The 18761-nt window shown below is 65.6% G+C and carries 16 protein-coding genes; 9 read left to right on the top strand and 7 right to left on the bottom strand.

Annotated features, from left to right (window positions below; translation table 11 throughout):
- The first annotated feature begins 59 nt into the window (after positions 1 to 59).
- The 3 genes from dcd (at position 60) to NDI54_RS05165 (ending at position 2256) form a co-directional block, all read left to right on the top strand.
- Positions 60 to 647, top strand: a complete 588-nt coding sequence (dcd, locus tag NDI54_RS05175; protein ID WP_310895407.1) for a dCTP deaminase — start codon at positions 60 to 62, stop codon at positions 645 to 647.
- 65 nt (positions 648 to 712) lie between these two features.
- Complete coding sequence (locus tag NDI54_RS05170; RefSeq protein WP_310895406.1) at positions 713 to 1609, top strand: thiamine-phosphate synthase family protein; 897 nt, start codon at positions 713 to 715, stop codon at positions 1607 to 1609.
- Entirely contained in the window at positions 1606 to 2256 is a 651-nt protein-coding gene (locus tag NDI54_RS05165; RefSeq protein WP_310895405.1) for a class I SAM-dependent methyltransferase, read from the top strand. The genes NDI54_RS05170 and NDI54_RS05165 overlap by 4 nt, the downstream gene beginning before the upstream one ends.
- A gap of 22 nt (positions 2257 to 2278) precedes the next feature.
- On the opposite strand, the gene NDI54_RS05160 is transcribed toward NDI54_RS05165, so the two are convergent.
- Both NDI54_RS05160 and NDI54_RS05155 read right to left on the bottom strand, forming a co-directional pair.
- Positions 2279 to 3541: a glycosyltransferase family 87 protein gene (locus NDI54_RS05160; protein WP_310895404.1), complete on the bottom strand. Its 1263-nt coding sequence runs from the start codon at positions 3539 to 3541 to the stop codon at positions 2279 to 2281.
- A 107-nt stretch (positions 3542 to 3648) separates the two neighbouring features.
- Entirely contained in the window at positions 3649 to 4413 is a 765-nt protein-coding gene (locus NDI54_RS05155) for a DUF7001 family protein (protein ID WP_310895403.1), read from the bottom strand.
- A 226-nt stretch (positions 4414 to 4639) separates the two neighbouring features.
- Here NDI54_RS05155 and NDI54_RS05150 point away from each other — a divergent pair, with 226 nt between their 5' ends.
- Positions 4640 to 6418 (top strand): histidine kinase N-terminal 7TM domain-containing protein, encoded by a 1779-nt coding sequence (locus NDI54_RS05150; protein ID WP_310895402.1) that lies wholly within the window; start codon positions 4640 to 4642, stop codon positions 6416 to 6418.
- Between the two features lie 18 nt (positions 6419 to 6436).
- Here the strand turns inward: NDI54_RS05150 and NDI54_RS05145 are convergent, their stop codons facing one another.
- The 5 genes from NDI54_RS05145 to NDI54_RS05125 all read right to left on the bottom strand — a co-directional run bounded on the left by NDI54_RS05145 (position 6437) and on the right by NDI54_RS05125 (position 12257).
- Positions 6437 to 6925, bottom strand: a complete 489-nt coding sequence (locus NDI54_RS05145) for an HTH domain-containing protein (protein ID WP_310895401.1) — start codon at positions 6923 to 6925, stop codon at positions 6437 to 6439.
- A gap of 131 nt (positions 6926 to 7056) precedes the next feature.
- Positions 7057 to 7992: a sulfide-dependent adenosine diphosphate thiazole synthase gene (locus tag NDI54_RS05140; protein ID WP_310895400.1), complete on the bottom strand. Its 936-nt coding sequence runs from the start codon at positions 7990 to 7992 to the stop codon at positions 7057 to 7059.
- 84 nt (positions 7993 to 8076) lie between these two features.
- Positions 8077 to 8865, bottom strand: coding sequence for a hypothetical protein (locus NDI54_RS05135; RefSeq protein ID WP_310895399.1), 789 nt, complete (start codon positions 8863 to 8865; stop codon positions 8077 to 8079).
- Between the two features lie 75 nt (positions 8866 to 8940).
- Positions 8941 to 11511 (bottom strand): ATP-binding protein, encoded by a 2571-nt coding sequence (locus NDI54_RS05130; RefSeq protein ID WP_310895398.1) that lies wholly within the window; start codon positions 11509 to 11511, stop codon positions 8941 to 8943.
- Positions 11508 to 12257: a 4-phosphopantoate--beta-alanine ligase gene (locus NDI54_RS05125; RefSeq protein WP_310895397.1), complete on the bottom strand. Its 750-nt coding sequence runs from the start codon at positions 12255 to 12257 to the stop codon at positions 11508 to 11510. Before NDI54_RS05125 ends, NDI54_RS05130 begins: the two co-directional genes overlap by 4 nt.
- A gap of 143 nt (positions 12258 to 12400) precedes the next feature.
- Here NDI54_RS05125 and NDI54_RS05120 point away from each other — a divergent pair, with 143 nt between their 5' ends.
- The 5 genes from NDI54_RS05120 (at position 12401) to NDI54_RS05100 (ending at position 18743) form a co-directional block, all read left to right on the top strand.
- Positions 12401 to 13312, top strand: a complete 912-nt coding sequence (locus NDI54_RS05120) for a PhzF family phenazine biosynthesis protein (RefSeq protein ID WP_310895396.1) — start codon at positions 12401 to 12403, stop codon at positions 13310 to 13312.
- Between the two features lie 121 nt (positions 13313 to 13433).
- Positions 13434 to 15749, top strand: a complete 2316-nt coding sequence (ppsA, locus tag NDI54_RS05115) for a phosphoenolpyruvate synthase (protein WP_310895395.1) — start codon at positions 13434 to 13436, stop codon at positions 15747 to 15749.
- Between the two features lie 56 nt (positions 15750 to 15805).
- Positions 15806 to 16714 (top strand): RAD55 family ATPase, encoded by a 909-nt coding sequence (locus NDI54_RS05110; RefSeq protein ID WP_310895394.1) that lies wholly within the window; start codon positions 15806 to 15808, stop codon positions 16712 to 16714.
- Between the two features lie 45 nt (positions 16715 to 16759).
- Positions 16760 to 17812, top strand: a complete 1053-nt coding sequence (gene mfnA / locus NDI54_RS05105) for a tyrosine decarboxylase MfnA (RefSeq protein WP_310895393.1) — start codon at positions 16760 to 16762, stop codon at positions 17810 to 17812.
- 346 nt (positions 17813 to 18158) lie between these two features.
- On the top strand, positions 18159 to 18743 hold the full coding sequence (locus tag NDI54_RS05100; protein ID WP_310895392.1) for a YqaA family protein: 585 nt from the start codon (positions 18159 to 18161) through the stop codon (positions 18741 to 18743).
- The last annotated feature ends 18 nt before the right edge of the window (positions 18744 to 18761 follow it).

Here is an 18761-nt window from a genome sequence, read left to right as displayed (position 1 = left end):
TGTTTTGCTGTGCCCTGAGAACCGGGAAGTTTAGGCCCGCGGCCGCAAACGCCACTCTCATGATACTCTCTGATGCGGACATCCTCCGACGGCTGGAACAGGGTGACCTCGTCGTCGAACCGCTCGACGACCCGGACATCCAGATCCAGCCGGCCAGCATCGATCTCCGTCTCGGTCGGGAGTTCCTGGAGTTCCAGCACGCCAACATCCCCTGTATCCACCCGAACTCCGAGGACGAGGTCGCCGACTACGTCGACGAAACGGTCGTCGCTGAGGACGACGAGTTCATCCTCCACCCCGGCGATTTCGTGCTGGGGACGACCCACGAGCGCGTCGCCATTCCCGACGACCTCATCGCCCACGTCGAGGGGCGGTCGTCGCTGGGCCGGCTGGCGATTGTGGTACACGCGACGGCGGGCCTGTGCGACCCGGGATATGAGGGCCAGATCACGCTCGAACTGTCGAACCTCGGCACCGCACCGGTCGCGCTCACGCCTGGCATGCGAATCTCCCAGCTCACCTTCACGGAACTCAAGACGCCCGCCGACCGCCCGTACGGGGCCGAACGCGGCTCGAAGTACCAGGGCCAGTCCGGGCCGCAGGCGAGCAAGATACAGGGAGATCGCGAGTTCGGAGGCGATCAGTGATGCCCGCGACGCGTGGCATCATGGTCTCGGTGAGAAACGAAGTTGCGTTCGGAGGCGACCAATAGATGCGATTCATCGAGGAGATCGTCGTCGACGACTTTCTGCCGACGTTTCGTTCGCTGCTGGCTGACGCCCTCAGGGAGCGCGGGCTGACACAGTCGGAGGTCGCCGACCTGCTGGGAATCAGCCAGAGCGCGGTCTCGAAGTACGTCCACGGCGACGTGGCGCGCCACGACGACCTGCTGGCCCACCGCGGACTGGCCGAACTGGTCGAGCGGCTGGCCGACGGGCTGGCCGACGGCGATATGAGTTCCGTTCAAGCACTGGTCGAAGCCGAAGTGTTCATCCGCGAACTCGAACAGGGCGGCGTGCTCGCGCAGTTACACGAGGACGCGGTTCCGGAACTGGGCGATTACGACGACGAGTTCGCCGTCCACGACCCCGACTCGCAGCTCCGGTCGGCCGAGCGGACGCTCGCGTCGGTGCGGCGCGGACTCAGCGTGCTGGAAAACACGAGCGGGTTCGCCACGCTCATCCCGGCGGTCGGGTCGAACCTCGTCCAGTGTCTCCCCGAGGCCGACAGCATCGAAGACGTGGCCGCCGTTCCGGGGCGGATTCTGGACGTGAAGGGACGAGCGACCATCCCGGCGGACCCTGAGTTCGGCGTCAGCGAGCACGTCGCGTCGCTGTTGCTGGCGGTGCGGGCCGCCGGCAGCGACGCCCGCGCGGTGTTGAACGTCCGGTACGACGACGCTGTCGTAGCTTCACTGCGAGACTCAGGTCGGACCGTGGTCGAGTTCGACGCCGAAGAGAGCGTCGAGCCCGCCGTCGCGGCCGCACTGGCAGACGAACCGGGGGCCGACGCGCTCTATCACACCGGCGCGATGGGTATCGAACCGGTGGTGTACCTGCTCGGGGACGACGCCGTCGCGGTCGCCGAAACGGCGCGCGAAATCCTGTGACCGACGCCCGCTCGTTCTACGGCCGATGGGCGCGGGTGTACGACTGGCTGGCGAGTGCCCCCGGTGTGGCGTCCTGGCGCGACCGGGCGGCGGACGCGCTGGCGCTCAGACCCGGCGACACCGTCGTCGAGATGGGCTGTGGCACGGGTGCGAACGTCTCCCTCCTCCGCGAGCGAGTAGGCCCGTCGGGCCGGGTCGTCGGTGTCGACGTGACGCGGGAGATGCTCGACCGCGCCCGCGAAAGGCCCGCGCGGACGGGCGAGACCATCCACTACGTACAGGCCGATGCTGCCAGACCGCCCGTTCGAGAGGTCGACGCCGTGCTGGCGACGTTCGTCGCCGGCATCTTCGAGGACCCCGCGGCGGCCGTCGACGCGTGGTGTGACAGCGTCGCTCCCGGCGGCCGGGTCGCACTGTTGAACTTCCAGCGGAGTCCCAGCGCGCTCGCCGCGCCGCTGAACCTGGCGTTCGAGGGGTTCGTCCGCCTTTCCGCACCGGGGACGCGACTATCGAGGCGATCACACGCCAGCGCGTTCGAGCGCCGAGTCCGGGTGGCCCGCGAACGGCTCACCGAGCGGACGGTCGACCGACGCTACGAGACGCTTGCCGGCGGGTACCTCGGCCTACTGTCGGGCACAGTCGTGTAAGCGGCACGGCACGGCGCGTGCGTCAGGCCTCCGCCGGGTCGTCGCCAGTAACGGTCGGTAGCGAGAGGTCGCCGGTTTCGACCCGGTAGACCAGACAGCCAACGAGCGTCAGCAAACAGCCGTACAGCACGGGCGTCCCGAAAGTGAAGACTGGCCTGAGAGCCGCCGCAACGGCATCAGCGTGTGCGGCGTCGAGGAACAGTCCCAGAAGTGGCCGAACAGACCGGAACGACAGCGAGAGAGTCGCGACCAGCGTCCCGCCGACGAACAGCCGCCGTCCCCAGCCCCGAGGCAGATGATATAGGAGTGGGACGAGCGGGAACGTCAGGTAGACGTAGTACAGCAGCAGCGACGGGAAGAAAAGCAACATCGCGGTCAACGTCCCGTACAGCGCCACGAGGCGGTCGGTGAGGCCGGTCGGCCGCCAGTACAGCGCCGCGAGCACCGGCGCAAGCAGAGCCGCCGCACCGACGGCGAACCACGTCGGGTCCGCGGTCGGAAAGAGGACCGACAGCGGCCGGCGGAGGGTCACGTAACTCACCGCCGGGTCGAGCCCGCCAGCGAAGGCCGCGCCGTCCCGCCGAGGCAGGAGTACGTCAAGGACGTACGTCCGGTAGGTTGCGGGGCCGAACGCGGCCAGTCCCGCCAGCGTGAGCGCGATGGCGGTGCCGACCGCGGCTCCAATAGCCCGCCAGGCCCGCCGGCGGAGCAGCCAGAGGCCGACCGCCGCCGGAAACACCTTGATGAACGCCGGGACAGCGAGAGCGGTTCCGGCCCGCCATCTCCGATCCTGTGTCAGCCAGACCAGTCCGGCGACGAAGGCCGCCACGAGCAGGTGGTTCACCTGGCCGTACGCGAGCGACGGCACGGCGTGGACCGACGCGAGGACGTACGCGCCCAGCAGGACTCGCTCGCTCAGTGGGACGGTGTGGCCCAGCGACTCGACGTACCGGACCAGCAGCCTCGCCGTGACAGCGCTCGTCGCAACCGAGGCGAGCGTCACGACGGCGAATCCAACGGGCCAGGGACCGAGCGCCGCCAGCGGGACGAACGCGAGCACGGTCACCGGCGGGTAGAGGTAGCGGAGGCCGCTGTCCGGCGTCGCGGCGTAGAAGTCGCCGCCGGCCAGGACCGCGCGGGCCGCGGCGTCGTAGACGCGGTAGTTCAGGCCGATGCGTTCCGGACGGACGAGGGCGTAGTGTACGCCGAGCGCGACGCCCAACAGGAGGGCGGACCCGAGGACGAGACGGACATCGCGCCGACGCGGTGGCGCTGACTCGGACATGTATGCAGGGCGGATACGGGGGTCGGTACCTACCACTGGCGCGACCGGTCACTTCACCGTACTGGTCCGTGACGAGCAGCGGATACCCGAACCCGTCCGCTACGCAGTCACTCCACCCGGTACCGCTCGGCGTGGGCGGGACAGAACGCGGGGCTCTGAAGCTGTGCGGCGACGACGCCGGGCTGGCGGTGGGGATTGTGGAGCCGGCAGGCCTCCTCATCACAGAACGCCTCGCCCGTGTCGAGATAGTGGTATGCCTGCAGGACGTACCCCTTGAGGGCGTCGGTTGTTCGCGGGTCGTCCTCGACTAGGAAATCGCCCTCGACCTCGTTTTCCAGCACTTCCCGGGGCGGTGCCCCGCCGGATACCAAGGCGTGTTTCTGCTGTTCCTTGTAGTACTGCTCGGGCTTGGCCGGGGCCTCGTACAGCCCCGGCACGGAGACGACCGCGGGCTGGCCAAGCACGTTCACGCGCTTGTGCCAGCGGCCGTCGTGGTCACCCCAGGTCCCGAGGACGCGGTCCAGCAGCGGAACGTGAAGGTGGTCTAGCGACCGCTCGGACTCGGGGATTCGTTCGTGGAGTGCCCGCTGGACAGCCAGCCCGTCGTAGATGACGCCGCCGGCCCGCTCGGGCGACTCCAGCGCGCGTTCCTCGTAGCGAACGATACCCAGCATCGTGTTCCCGGTCTCGCGGTCGTACGGCGAGAGCACGCGCGACTCGGCGAAGGACTCCGCCAGGGCCGAGTCCCCGTGCAGCGAGAGAAACCGGTTCCGGACGGCAACCTCGGCGTCCACCCGCGAATCGAGCCAGTCGGCGATGGCCTCGGCGTCGGCGACCGTCGTCGGGGCACGGTACAGCGTGACAGCCTCCATGATATTTTCCAGTGGTACCGCCAGGTAATACCGTTTGTGTCTCGACAGTTCAATGAACATAACCGTAGCACCTTTCGATAAATTATCGGAATAGATATCGGCAATAGGGAGTGTCCCTTCGACCGCCTGATTGTTTGTTTTAGTGGCTTATTGGTCTCAATAGCCTACGTTTGTAATATGTGTTAGTTCCTCACATACCTCGTCTAAGATCATTAGCGATAATCGAGTGCTAGCACTCATAATCAGCAGGACCCATTTACGACATACCTTGGGCATACTCTACGTCTACTTGCTAGGCTTGCTGGTCACTGCCGCCGTCTCAGCCCTGACAGCGGTCTGGGTCAATAGACGGACCGCTGATAGAGCCGGGACGATTATGATTGTCCTGCTAGCTATCCACACGGTGATGGCACTGCTGGCGGCGGGACAGTTACTCGTGCCGTCGCTCGAACTGAAAGTTCTCATCGCGCGACTGTGGTTCACGCTGGTACTCGTAACCCCGATAGTATGGGTCGCGTTTGCGGTGTATTTCACCGGCCGGGAGTTTTGGTTAACGAACCCGGTCTGGGCGGTACTGATCGCGTTCGCCGTCGGCCTTGCCGGGATACTATGGACGGAACCAATACACGGCCTACTGTTCGTCGAACACACTATCGTTGCGGAGCCGTTTCGACACTACGCACCCACGTGGACGAGTGCCACAACCGCATTGATACTGGTCTCCAACATCCCGGTGGCGCTGGGCTTTGGCCTTCTGTTTCATATGCACCTGTTTTCCCGTCGCGCGACCTGGAGGCAAAGCGGGGCCCTGCTGTTCGGGATGCTGGCGATTTTCGTCCCCAGTTCCCTGTCAACGACGCCCTATGTCCCGATACAGGGGTTCCCATACGGTGTGTTCGGAACGGGTATCTTCGGCGTGGTTATCTCTTATGGGCTGTTCAAGCAGCGAATGTTCGGCGTCGTCCCGCTCGCTCGGGATACGATATTCGCGTCGCTCGATGACGGCGTGTGTATCGTCGATGCCGACCACCGAGTCGTCGATTTCAACGATGCGATGGCGGCGTTGTTCCCAGGGCTCGACGACGCCGTCGGCGAACAACTGAGCGAGACCTATCCTGAGTTACTCGCTGACAGTACCCGGGCGACGGCAGGCCCCGGCGAACCGCAGAGACTGCTGCCGATGCAAGCCGACGACGAGCAGTCCGGTCCGTTCGCGTCGGTCATAGAGCTGTCGACGGCCACGGGCCCGCGGACGATACGGGTCCGGGTGTCGGATATCACGAGCGGTGGTGAGCCGCGTGGCTACGTGCTCGTACTGCGTGATGTCACCGCTCTGGAGGCCTACGCGTCGGAACTCGAACAGAAGACCGAACAGCTCGAACAGTTCGCAAGCGTCCTCTCACACGATCTCCGGAACCCGGTGTCGGTGGCCCACGGTAGCGTCACGATAGCGCAAGACCAGCGTAACTCAGAGCACCTCGAAACCGCGCTCAATGCACTGGAACGCATCGACGAAACCATTAGCGACATGCTCACGCTAGCGAAAGACGAGGTCGCGGTGGCCGAAACCGAACCTGTTTCGCTACGTGCCGTCGCCGACGACGCCTGGGAAACCAGCGAGACGGGGCCGAATACGCTCCGGAATGAAGTAAACGAAAGCGTCAGTATCCAGGCGGACCGCTCACGACTCCAGCGATTGCTTGAGAACTTGTTCCGGAACGCCGTCGAACACGGCGGCGACACAGTCACCGTCGGAACCGACGACGACGTGTTCTTTGTCGAAGACAACGGGTCCGGCATTCCCGAGGCGGACCGCGAATCCGTTCTCGAATACGGCTACTCCGGCGGAGACAGTACCGGTTTCGGACTCACAATCGTTGCATCCATCGCTGACGCACACGGGTGGTCACTATCAATCACCGACGGGGAGGACGGCGGTGCGCGGTTCAACTTCGAGACCGTCACGCCGGATACATCCGAGACAGCACCGCCAGCAACAGACTGAGCAGTACAGCCGAGCGCGTCACGCCCCGGATTCGTGCGGAAGCGCAGCCGGTTCCGCAGCGAGCGCATCGATGCAATCGGTGACCGACCACGTGGTGTCGCCGTCGGTACACGGATACACTCCGACCAGATCGTCGTCCGCGTACACGGCGGCGGCCAGCATCGGGAGCCGCAGCACTTCCGTGCTTCCGCCGACCAGTAGCGACGACGTTCGCGTCTCGAATGGGGGTCTGAGACTCAGCCCCTCGTCGTTTGCCCACTGTTCGTACCGATCAACAGTCGCCAACACCTCACCGTGCTCGCTCCGCTGGGACACCGGGATCTCCTCGGGCCACGTCTGGACATCGAAGTCAGCGATAGCTCCTGTTGTAGCTAGTTCCGTGAACCGGTCGATAGCCGTCGTTCGAGGCCCACAGACCGGCCGTCTGCTCCAGAGTTGGACCGCGATCTCACCGCCGACTGACTCGCCGGGCGTGTGTTCGTCGCCGCGCTGCATCTCCTCTGACATTGGTTGTCAATCACTATCATATGCGCTCTTCTATTGTTTAATTGTTTGTTTCAGCGCGATATTCCGGCCTTATTTGTCACCTATCCGCTGAAAATGTGAACAATTAGAGATCGGAAGTGAGCAGAGGGTGCTCAGTCGTCAGCAGGGGAGGCCGCGTCACGGCTCGTCACGTCGACTGGGTCGGCGTCGACTTCCAGTTCGTCCAGGGCGACCTGGGCGGCGCGCTTGCCGGAGACGAGCATGGCACCGAAGGTCGGTCCCATGCGCGGGAGGCCGTAGGTCGTTGCGGTGGCCATGCCGGTGACGATGAGGCCGTCGTGGGCGAGACCAGTGTGTTCGACGACTGCGTCCTCGCTCTCGCCGACCCACATCGAGTCGTGACCGGGCGAGTCGTGCCCGGGCGCGCCGTAGGTATCGGCGTCAGTCTGGTCCATCCCGCTGGCCTCGTCTACGAGACCGGGCGCGTTCAGGACGCCGCGCTCGTCGAGTTTCTTGACGGCCATCGCGTCGTGGCCCGTCGCGTCGATGACGAGGTCGGCTTCGACGGCGATGGGGTCGACGCAGGTGATTTCTCGCGGGAGTGCGTGGACCGGCGTCCAGTTCATAACGATGCCGCCGACGCGGTGGTCCTCACGGATGACGATGTCCGTGAACTCCGTCATGTTCTGCATCTTCGCGCCGGCGTCACAGGCGGCCTTGATGAGGCCGGAGCAGGCCTCCGGCCCGTTGGCGACGTAGAGCCCCTCGCTGTCCTTGGACTGCTTGTGATCGACTTCAAGTTCGTCAAGCACCTGCTGGGCCGGGTCCCGCACCGTGACCTTGTTCATCAGGAAGCCGCCGAGCCAGAAGCCCCCGCCGAGGTAGTTGTTCTTCTCGACGACCATCACCTGCACGCCGCGCTCGGCGAGTTCCTTCGCGGCCATCAGCCCCGACGGGCCGCCGCCGACGATGATGACATCCGAGTCCGAGAAGTCCATGAACTCCTCGGTCCACTCCTGACCGATTGCGCGTGTGACCTCTGCTTCGCCGACATCGCTGAACTGTTCGAATGAATCGGAATCGCTCATACCACCTAGTGATATTCTTTGGTGGTACAAAGTCGTTCTGGTACTGTGACTTGTGGGAAGAAGGGCTCGAACGAGCAATAGCGGTCAGTTCCGGGCCTGGAGACCCGCGTTGGTCAGTACGTCAGCGCCGCCGTCCGGCTGGCAAACTGCCCATCGGGAGCGGTCGCCATCTGCGGGAAACAGGTGTTCGGGGACCAGCGGCATCGGCACGGGCGGGTAGCCGCCCCGCCGCATCGCCGTCGGCCCGGGAAACCGCGTGACCACCCCGTCGCCGTCGGTCACTTCGAACTGGCCGTTGTCGGCTCGGCGGTAGGCGTGCTGGAAGGCGTGGCGGCCAGCGTCAGCCAGCGAATCGACGTGTTCGAGGACGGCGACCACCTCGGTTCCGACGCCCAGTTCGAGCCGGGGCCGGTCCTGATCGACCTGCACCTCGCGCCACTGCAAGTCATCTTCCGGGGCTCGCGCGCAGGCGTAGGTCCCGTCCGAGAGCGGCACGCGGTCGGGGCCGTTGTAGAACTGTCGCCCGTCAGGGCTGTTCGCGGCGAGACAGGCGGGGTCCCCGAGTACCGTCGCGACAACCTGGGTCAGCGTCGTGCCCATTTCCGCCGTGGACGGGACGACGAACAGGCAGTCGCGGGCCTCCCGCACTGCGTCAACGAACCGGGGCACGAGTCCGGACGGGCCAACGTCGGCCTCGGTCAACGGCTCGATGGCGATTGGCTGTGGGTCTGCCCTGTCGACGAGACCGGTGGCGTCGCCGGTGGGCGTCGCGAGGGCCGGTGGCCCACGGCTGTCGTCGCGCACTGTCACGTCGTAGCCGGCCCGCTCACACAGCGCGACGCCGTGGTCCCGGACCGAGGGGTAGAGAAGCATTCATCCGCAGTAGGGGCTCTCTACGCTTGAACCCTCACAGTCGGAGAGGGGACGAGAAAGCCAGGGTATCGCCAGTTACGACCCCAGTCCCAGATCAGCGGTCCCGTCGGCCCCCTGATACCGGTCCCGGTCGTCCCAGTCGGCGATGCTCGAATGGGTCTCCCAGACGGCGGTTTCGAGATGACCCTGCGTTATTTCTGACCCGTCCCGCAGGGCGTGGCGCGCCGCGTCCTCGGCGACGAGTTCGAGGTCGCTGGCGGCGTAGCCTTCGGTCGGTTCGACGATGGCGTCCCAGTCGATACCCCCGGCAACCGGGCGGTTCCGCAGGTGGATCTCCAGAATCTGTTTGCGGGCTTCGGCGTCCGGCGGGGGGACCTCAACGCGCTCGTCGAAGCGCCCGGAGCGCCGCAGCGCCGCGTCGATGTCCTCGACGAAGTTCGTCGCGGCGACTACGACGATGTCCTCGGCCGCCGCGCCTTCGAGTTCGGTGAGCAGTTGATTGACTAGCTGTTGCTCGCTCGTGTTCATCGACCCGCGCCGTGAACCGGCGATACCGTCGATCTCGTCGATGAACAGCACGCAGGGGGCGTTCGCGCGGGCCACCTCGAACACCTCTGCGACGTTGCGGGCCGGCTCGCCCATCCACTTGCTGGTCACGTCTGCGGGGCTGATTTCGACGAAGCTGTGGCCGAGTTCGCCCGCGAGCGCACCGGCGAGATGGGTCTTCCCACAGCCGGGCGGGCCGTACAGCAGCAGACCCGACAGCACGTCGATGCCGTACTCGGCGTAGGTGTCGGCGTTCTCAAGCGGGTCGAGGACCGTCTCCTCAAGCCGCTCTTTCAGTTCGCCCATCCCGCCCACGTCGGCGAAGTCGCGGCCGGCGTCAGTCTCGACCAGCGAACTGGCCTGCAGGTCGACGCCGTCGGGCTGGACGACGCCGTTCTCGGCCACCATCTCGGGATCGACCCAGTCTTCGATGCTTGTGGCAGTCTCCGTGGCGGCCTGCATCAGCTGGGCTGTCCCAATTGGGGCATCCGCTCGTAGCGCCTTGCGGGCAGCGTCCTCGGCGAGGAGTTCGATGTCGCTGGCCGCGAAGCCGGCCGTCTCCTCGACGACGGGGTCGAGGTCGATGTCGGCCGCGGTCGGTCGGCCGGCCAGATGGATCTCCAGAATCTGCTTTCGGGCTTCGGCGTCCGGCGGGGGGACCTCCACGCGCTCGTCGAACCGGCCCGAACGGCGGATCGCGTCGTCCACGTCCTCGACGAGGTTCGTCGCGCCCAGCACGACCACGTCCTCGTCGGCGATGCCTTCCAGTTCAGTGAGCAGTTGGTTGACCAGTTGCTGCTCGCTGCTGTTCATGTTGCTGTCGCCGTCGCGCGCGCCGGCGATGCCGTCGATCTCGTCGATGAAAAGGATGCAAGGGGCGTTCGCACGGGCGATCTGAAACAGCTCTTCGACCTTCTGTGCGGGTTCGCCCATGTACTTGCTGGTCACATCGGCGGGCGTCACCTCGATGAAGGTGTGGTCGACTTCTCCCGCGAGCGCGCCCGCGACATGGGTTTTGCCACAACCGGGCGGCCCGTGCAGCAGGACGCCGTTGACGACGCCGATGCCGTACTCCTCGAAGGCGCTCGGGTCCTGCAGCGGCCGGACGACCTTGTGGTTGAGCGTCTCCAGCAGTTCGGACATTCCGCCCACGTCCGCGAAGCTCCGGGACGGGTTCGGGTCGACCAGCCCGTCGGCCTGCATGTCGACGCCGTCGGGCTGGACCACTGTTCCGTCATCGGACGGTCGCTCGCGGTTTATCGAGGGTGCGCCGTCATCGTCGTCAGCGGAACTGCCACGACCGGAAGGGGTGTCCCGACCCGTATCGGCCGACCCGGAATCGTCGGACTGGTCGATCCGCTCCCGGATGTTCCGTTCGAGCCGGTCGGGGTTGACCTCGTAGCCGTAGTCGGCCAGCCGGCGCGGTTCGGCGCTGAGGAACTCCGCGAGCCAGCCGTGGCGCTTCAGGTCCTCTGTCGGGGCGTCCGGGTCCCGGAACGTGACGAGCTTGACATCGGAGCTGTCGGGCGAGTGGTACTCAGCGAGCCAGAAGGGGAGATACAGGCGCTCGACGCCGGTCACGCTGTCGAAGCCGTCGGGATCGAAATCCCCGGGAAGACCGTACGAATCACGGAGCTTCCGGAGGAAGACGTTGGCCGCGCCCGCGGCACTGTCGTGGCGCTGCTCGCGGTACTCCGCGACGCGCTGTGGTAGCAGCGACCGGGCGTCGTCGTCGGTGACCTGGAACTGCATCAAGACAGAGCGGCCCAGTGCCGGGTCGCTGCGGCCGAAGTCGTAGTCGCCCGTCGCCCGGCGGACCACCGCGTCGGTGTCATCAGCGTACTGCGCGACGGCCCGGTCGTTGTCCGCCCAGAGGCCGTCGAGAAACGCCGTCTCGGATTTCCTCGTCGTGCCGAACAGCTTCCCCTCGCCGGTCTCGTACTCGTAGTCGACCTTGAATACCGGGTAGAACACGCGGTGGAGGCGTTCCAGTTGCTCGGCGTCGCCGAAGGCCGTCATCGTCCGCTGGTCGAGGACCTCCCTGACTGTCTCTTCGTCAGGCACCCGTCGGTCGACGTAGATGTAGGGCGGCAGGCTCATTCGAGGTCACCCGCACGAATCGTCCGCTCGGCGTCGGTCAGGGCGCTGTCGGCGTCGAACGTGTCGATGGCGTCCCGCTGGGCGTCGGGATCGCCCCGGAGGTCACGGGCGTGTGCGGTGATGTTCGGTATCGCGCGGATGATGTTGTCGATGATGGGGACCGTCGCCACCTCAGCCGAGCGGCTCTGTGGGTTGAGGTCGATGACCAGTTCGGTCTTGCCCATCTCACCCAGGGCCTCGGCGCGGTCGCCGTCTTCCAGCGGAACAAGGACCACGTCCGCCGCGCCGATGCCGTCGGCGTCGACCTTCGCGCGCTCGTGGTCGAGCCCGGGGATGCGACCGTCGGCGGTCAGCCCTTTCACGTCTGTCGCACCGTGCTCACGGAGGTATTCGGCGATAGCTTCGATGCGTTCCTCGGTCCGGTTGAACAGGTTCACTTCGAGGTCAGCGCCGGTCACCTCGGCCAGTTCGACGAGTTCACCGGGCACGAGTGCGGCGGCGTTGCCGTTGACCGAGACGACAGGGTGCTCGGCGGAGAGGAGGTGTGCCGCGGCGGCGCGCTCGGCGTCGTCGGCGCTGTCGATGGTGCGCTCGCCGAGCAGGTAGTCGAAGGCCTCGCCGCGGCCCTGGGCGATGAGACCCTGTCGGGAGGTGATGCCGCGGTCGACGCCCGCCTCGATCCGGTGGCGGGTCAAAAGCGACTCGTAGCGGGGGTGGCTTTCAGGGAGGTCAACGTCCTCGCTCATACGTTCCAGTGATAGCCCCCTGTACTAAAGTCGTCCGTCAGTAGCGCGTTGCCGTCGCCGTGGCGTCTTGGACGGGATCGACCGCCGGACGACTTCGACTAGCTCCGGAAAAGGTTATCTGCGGGTCAACACAACTCCGAGCCATGGATACCCGACAGGCGTTGCTTGTCGACGCGTTCGCCGCGGAGCCGACAGCCGGTACAGCGGCCGGCGTCGTGCCCGAGGCCGACGGACTGGCCGACGACCAGATGCGGGCCATCGCCAACGAACTGGGAGCCACCGAGACGGCGTTCGTTCTACCGGCGGCGGACGCCGACCGCCGGCTTCGCTGTTTCTCGCCGGACGGGGAACTGAAGCAGGCGGAGACCGCGACAGTCGCTGCCCACGCGGTGCTCTACGAGCGCGGTGAGATCGACGACGACGAGTGGACGGTCTCCACCGATGGCGGTGAAGTCGCCGGCGAGACGAAACAGAACGGGATGGTCTGGGTCGAACAGGGCCGGGCCGACATCAATGAGGTCGACATCCCCTACAGCGATGTCGCGGACGCGCTCGGACTCGACGCGGCTACGCTCAAGGATGTGGGAGCGGACCTCCCCCTCGTGACGGCTGGCACGGGCGAGTCGTGGCTCATGGTCCCGGTCAACTACTTCGAGCATCTAAGTAGCCTGTCGGTGGACGTGGCCGCCGTCGCCTCGCTCTGTGACCGCACGGACGCGGTTGGCGCGTACCCGTTCACGTTCGACACCGTCGGTGCCGATGCGACCCGCCGGTCGACGCTGCACGGGCGAGCCTTCCGGGCCGGGAGCCGAACGGAGGAACCGGTGACCGCCACAGCATCGGGGGCCTGCGCGGCCTTTGTCCGCCAGTACGGCGCACTCGATGACACCGTCGAGCAGATCACCGTCGAGGGCGGTCACTTCCGGGACCGGCCCGGAATCGTATCAGTCGATACGGATGGGACCGAGGTGTGGGTCGGCGGCCGCGGCGTGACCACACTTGATGGCACGGTAACAGTCCCGTCTGTCGACGAGGACGACATTATCGAAGCGTGATATTAAGTCACACATCGTCGGTATGGGTGCCTGATTCACTCGAAATCGAGTGAAGAGGAATTTCACACCAGCTATAACCGGAACATCCTTAATTGTCGTTGAAGATCATACAAATGAGTCCATGCCAACACTGTGGCTCGACGAAATCGGTGCCGACGATCTGTCGCGGGTCGGCGGCAAGGCGGCGTCTCTCGGAGAACTGACCGGAGCAGGACTGCCCGTTCCGTCGGCGTTTGTCGTTACCGCCGACACGTATCGGTCGTTCATCGAAGCAACTGGAATCGACGAGCCGTTATTCGAGGCCGTCGATGTCGACAGCGACGACTCGCAGGCGCTGGCCGAGGCGGCCGAACGCGCCCAAGAGTTGATCTTAGAAACCGACACCCCACCGTCGGTCCGCGAGGACCTGCTGGCTGCCTACGACGAGATGGGCGACGAGGACGTGGCGGTGCGGTCCTCGGCGACCGCCGAGGACCTCCCGGACGCCTCCTTCGCCGGCCAGCAAGACACGTATCTGAACGTCTCGCGTGCCGACCTCCTGCAGCGAGTCAAGGAGTGCTGGGCGTCGCTGTTCACCCAGCGTGCCATCTACTACCGCAACGAGAACGACTTCGCCCACGACGCCGTGGACATCGCCGTCGTCGTCCAGCAGATGGTCGACGCGGAGAAATCCGGCGTCATGTTCACCAGCCACCCCTCGACCGGCGGCCCGACGGCCATCATCGAGGCCGCGTGGGGACTTGGCGAAGCGGTCGTTTCCGGTGCGGTTTCGCCTGACAATTACATCATCGACCGGGAGACCGGCTCCATCGACGAGGTGACCGTCGCCGACAAGAAGGTAATGTGTGTTCGGGGCGACGACGGGGAGACCATCGAACGGTCCGTCCCCGAGGAAAAGCGCAATGAGCGCGTCCTCTCTGACGAGGAGATCCACCGGCTCATCGAAATCGGCGAGCGCGTCGAAGACCACTACGATACCCCACAGGACGTGGAGTGGGCGGTCTACGAGGGCGAGGTGTATCTGCTGCAGTCCCGCCCGATTACCACTATTGACGACACTGAGGAGAGTGGCGGGTCGGCCACGGAAGCAGAGAGTCAGCCCCCGGGTAGCAAATCGGGTGTTGCCGACGGCGGGGCGATGGAGAGCCAGTCCGAGCCGGTTCGGCTCTCCGGAATCGGCTCCGCGCCGGGCCGAGTCACCGGCGTCGTCCGCATCGTCGACAAGCTCGACAACCTCGACAAGGTCGAGGACGGCGACATCATCGTCGCCGAGATGACGACGCCAGACATGGTACCGGCGATGAAACGCGCGAACGGCATCATCACGGACGAGGGCGGGATGACCAGCCACGCCGCCATCGTCTCCCGGGAACTCGGCGTCCCAGCCGTCGTCGGCGCTGAGGACGCCACCCAGAAGCTCCGGGACGGCGAAACGATCACGCTCGACGGCGACAAGGGGACCGTGGAGAAAGGGGCAAAGGTCCCGGAAGACATGGCTGACGAGCCAGAAGGGGCCGACCAGCCGGTCGAGACACATTCGGCCGTCAAGCCGATGACTGGAACGGAAGTGAAGGTCAACGTCTCCATTCCGGAGGCCGCCGAACGGGCCGCCGCGACCGGAGCCGACGGCGTCGGCCTGTTACGCATCGAGCACATGATCCTCTCGACGGACAAGACGCCCGCCCGCTACGTCGAGGACCACGGCGAACGGGCGTACGTGGACGAAATCGTCGAGGGTGTCCGCTCGGTGGCCGAAGCGTTCTACCCGCGGCCGATCCGCGTCCGAACGCTCGATGCGCCCTCCGACGAGTTCCGCCAGCTCCAGGGCGGCGAGGACGAACCCAGCGAACACAACCCGATGCTAGGCTATCGGGGTATCCGGCGCTCGCTTGATCGCCCCGGTGAGTTCAAGCTCGAACTCCGCGCGTTCGAGCGCCTGTACGACCTGGGCTATGACAACGTCGAACTGATGCTGCCGCTGGTGACCGACGCCGAGGACATCCTGCGGGCGAAGGCGCTGATGCAGGAGGTCGGCATCGACCCCGAGAAGCGCGACTGGGGTGTCATGGTCGAGACACCGGCCAGTGCCCTCTCCATCGAGGAGATCTGTGATGCCGGCATCGACTTCGTCTCGTTCGGGACGAACGACCTCACGCAGTACACGCTGGCCGTCGACCGCAACAACGGCAACGTCGCCGACCGCTTCGACGAACTCCACCCGGCCGTGCTTGAGCTCATGAGTCAGGTCATCGGCACCTGCCGCGAGCACGACGTGTCCACGAGCATCTGCGGCCAAGCCGCCTCGAAGCCACAGATGGTCGACTTCCTCGTCGACGAGGGAGTCACCTCCATCTCGCCGAACATCGACGCTGTCCGCGACGTGCAACACGAGGTCAAGCGCGTCGAGCAGCGCCTCCTGCTGGAATCGGTCCGGTAACGCCCCGGTACCGGAGTAGCCAGCACACTTTTCCGCTCCGTTCGCTACGTTTCGGTATGGCATCCGAATCGACACCGGAAGCCAAGAGTATCAGCTCCGGTGTTTCCTACATCCCCTTCGGCATCCCTGGACTGGACGGACAGGTCCGAGGGATTCCGACCGGGAGCACGGTCCTGTTGGCCGGGGCGTCGGACGCGGGCGGCGATGCGTTCACCTACACGAGTCTCGCAACGCTAATGCTCGCAAAGCACCGCCCCGAGATGGTCCCGAACGGCATCGCCCGGCGCAGCGAGGCGATCCCCGACTCGGTGACCTATATCACGCTCTCGCACGACCGCGAGCACGTCTACAGCGAACTCGACGCCGTCCTCGACGGCTACCAGTTCGAGACGCTCACGGAGCACATGACGGTCGTGGACTTCTCCCAGCGGTACATGGAACTGCTCCCGGTCCCCGACACGCTGTTCGATGCCAGACGGAGCGACGACGACATCGAACAGCCAGACGCGGAACCGGACCCGTCTGTGACCGAACCGTCGGACGAGACCTTCGAGAAATTCCTCGAAGACCTTAGCGAGCGAGTGACCGACGCCGCGGACACGCTCGTCGTCCTCGACTCGCTGACCGACCTCGAACGGGCGACGGAGTTCGGCCTCCCGAGGAACCACGAAGTCGCGTTCCTGATGGGGCTCCGGGAAGCGGTCGTCAACTGGGGAAACGTGGCCTTCGTGAAGCTCGACCGACCCGCGGGCGACGTGCGGTCGGACGAACTCATCCACGGCCTGCTGCACGGCAGCGTCTACTTCTACTCCAACGACAAGGGCTTTGAGACGTATCGGACGATGCGTGTCGGCTCCTTCGGCGGCGCGCTCGATACCGAGCGCCAGACCGTCTTCGAGTCGCTGATCGGCCCCACAGGGTTCCGTGCGAAGGCGACGAAGAAAATCGGGCCGTCGAACTGGTAGCCCGAGCACAACGGCTAAACCACTCCCCCGCTATAGTCGGGGTAGATGCTCCAGCGGGCAGAGCCACAGGAGTTCGAGCGTGTCCTCTCGTCGATGTGTACCGTTCCCCATCCAGCGGCCCGTGAGGCTGCCGAGCGGTTCCTCGCGACGAACCCCGGGGACCCGGGCACGTACGAGACCGTCGCCGACCTGGAACGCGAGGCGGTCGACTATCTCGGCGAGGTCACTGGGCTCTCGGACCCGGCGGGCTACGTGTCCTCCGGCGGGACGGAGGCCAACATCCAGGCAATCCGCATCGCCCGCAACCGCGCCGACACGGACGACCCGAACGTGGTCGCGCCGGTCCACGCGCACTTTTCATTCACGAAAGCCGCCGACGTGCTCGGCGTCGAACTGCGGACCGCGCCGGCGACGGACTACCGCGCCAACATGGAGGCGATGGCCGAACTCGTCGACGAGGACACGGTGTGTGTCGTCGGCGTCGCCGGATCGACTGAGTACGGCTACGTCGACCCCATCCCGGCCATCGCCGACCTCGCCGAGACGGTCGACGCGCTCTGTCACGTCGACGCGGCGTGGGGCGGTTTCTACCTCCCCTTTACCGAGCACGACTGGCATTTCGGCCACGCCGACGTGGACACGATGACGATTGACCCGCACAAGGTCGGGCAGGCGGCGGTCCCCGCTGGCGGGCTGCTCGCCCGCGACCGCTCGCTCCTTGATGCACTTGCCGTCGAGACGCCGTATCTGGAGTCGACGGACCAGCTCACGCTGACGGGTACGCGGTCGGGCGCTGGCGTGGCCTCCGCCGTCGCGGCGATGGAGTCGCTGTGGCCGACTGGCTACAGGCAGCAGTACGAAACGTCGATGGCCAACGCCAACTGGCTGGCCGACCAGCTGTCGGCGCGGGGCCACGACGTAGTCGGTCCCGAACTCCCGCTCGTCGCCGCGGATCTCTCGGTGCCGATGACCGATGAGCTTCGGGAGCGGGGCTGGCGCGTCTCCAAGACCGGGGCCGGGGAAATGCGCGTCGTGTGTATGCCCCACGTCACGCGGTCGATGCTGCGGTCGTTCGTCGCGGACCTCGACTGGTACTGAGAGCAAACGATTAGCGTCTCAAAAGCACGGAAACAGATTGCTGATGGGACCGTATCGGTGCGAGCACAGCGAGCAGCGTTCACGACTGCGAGGACTGTGTCCGAGCAGTCGCCTTTTTCGCCCACGTTTTTCGGCGGGGGTTGAGCGCTCGCCACCGGCGAGCGCGATGCCCCCGTAGAAAAAGGTGGTGCCGCAGGTCACGCGGTCGATGCTGCGGTCGTTCGTCGCGGACCTCGACTGGTACTGAGGCAGGGCCGCGGCTGTGGCCACATTACGGCCACCGGATATAGAACTCTCCCGAGAACACATACGAAGGTTTAGAAGTGCCGGTTTGCTACAGGGGGGTGTGGATCTGGTAGTAACGACCCCAGTGCTCATTTCCTTCATCGGCGACTGTACGACCGCCGGTACTCCCTTGTCCCCGCTGGAAGAGGCTGTCTGTACGGCCACCGGTCCGACCGGACTGGGCATTATCGCGGTGTACTCGTTTCTGATCGCGTTCATCCTGCCGCTCCCCAGCGAAGTCGTACTGGTTCCGGCCGAAACGCTCCGGCTCGGCCTCTCTACGAACGGGAACCTGGTGGCGATTATCATCGTCAGCGGCCTCGGAAAGGCGGTCGGGAGCCTCTTTGCGTTCCACATCGGACAGGAGGCAAAGGAGTACGGTCCGCTCGTTCGCCGCATCAAGCGGTCCCGGTTCGACCTCATCGAATGGTCCGAAAAGAAAACGATACAGATTGCCAAGAAGTACGGCTACGTCGGGCTGGCGCTCGCGCTCTGTGTCCCCTTCTTCCCCGACACGCTGTCCATCTATGCGTTCACCGTCCTCGAAGAGGACTACCTCCGATTCGGGGCGGCGACGTTCTTCGGCAGTGCCGGCCGGCTGGTTGTGACGCTGGGTCTCGCCGGCGGCACGCTTGCGCTGCTGTAACGGGCGGACTCGGATCGC

The sequence above is a fragment of the Haloarcula terrestris genome (assembly GCF_031624315.1).
Taxonomy (GTDB): domain Archaea; phylum Halobacteriota; class Halobacteria; order Halobacteriales; family Haloarculaceae; genus Haloarcula; species Haloarcula terrestris.
This window is presented reverse-complemented; position numbering and strand designations above follow the sequence as displayed.

What these genes read in the sequence shown, in the direction of transcription:
- NDI54_RS05145 (WP_310895401.1), bottom strand. Translation starts at nt 6,925, where the DNA reads ATGTCAGAGGAGATGCAGCGCGGCGACGAACACACGCCCGGCGAGTCA.
- NDI54_RS05155 (WP_310895403.1), bottom strand. Translation starts at nt 4,413, where the DNA reads ATGGAGGCTGTCACGCTGTACCGTGCCCCGACGACGGTCGCCGACGCC.
- NDI54_RS05160 (WP_310895404.1), bottom strand. Translation starts at nt 3,541, where the DNA reads ATGTCCGAGTCAGCGCCACCGCGTCGGCGCGATGTCCGTCTCGTCCTC.
- NDI54_RS05130 (WP_310895398.1), bottom strand. Translation starts at nt 11,511, where the DNA reads ATGAGCCTGCCGCCCTACATCTACGTCGACCGACGGGTGCCTGACGAA.
- NDI54_RS05125 (WP_310895397.1), bottom strand. Translation starts at nt 12,257, where the DNA reads ATGAGCGAGGACGTTGACCTCCCTGAAAGCCACCCCCGCTACGAGTCG.
- NDI54_RS05170 (WP_310895406.1), top strand. Translation starts at nt 713, where the DNA reads ATGCGATTCATCGAGGAGATCGTCGTCGACGACTTTCTGCCGACGTTT.
- NDI54_RS05135 (WP_310895399.1), bottom strand. Translation starts at nt 8,865, where the DNA reads ATGCTTCTCTACCCCTCGGTCCGGGACCACGGCGTCGCGCTGTGTGAG.
- NDI54_RS05120 (WP_310895396.1), top strand. Translation starts at nt 12,401, where the DNA reads ATGGATACCCGACAGGCGTTGCTTGTCGACGCGTTCGCCGCGGAGCCG.
- dcd (WP_310895407.1), top strand. Translation starts at nt 60, where the DNA reads ATGATACTCTCTGATGCGGACATCCTCCGACGGCTGGAACAGGGTGAC.
- NDI54_RS05140 (WP_310895400.1), bottom strand. Translation starts at nt 7,992, where the DNA reads ATGAGCGATTCCGATTCATTCGAACAGTTCAGCGATGTCGGCGAAGCA.
- mfnA (WP_310895393.1), top strand. Translation starts at nt 16,760, where the DNA reads ATGCTCCAGCGGGCAGAGCCACAGGAGTTCGAGCGTGTCCTCTCGTCG.
- ppsA (WP_310895395.1), top strand. Translation starts at nt 13,434, where the DNA reads ATGCCAACACTGTGGCTCGACGAAATCGGTGCCGACGATCTGTCGCGG.
- NDI54_RS05110 (WP_310895394.1), top strand. Translation starts at nt 15,806, where the DNA reads ATGGCATCCGAATCGACACCGGAAGCCAAGAGTATCAGCTCCGGTGTT.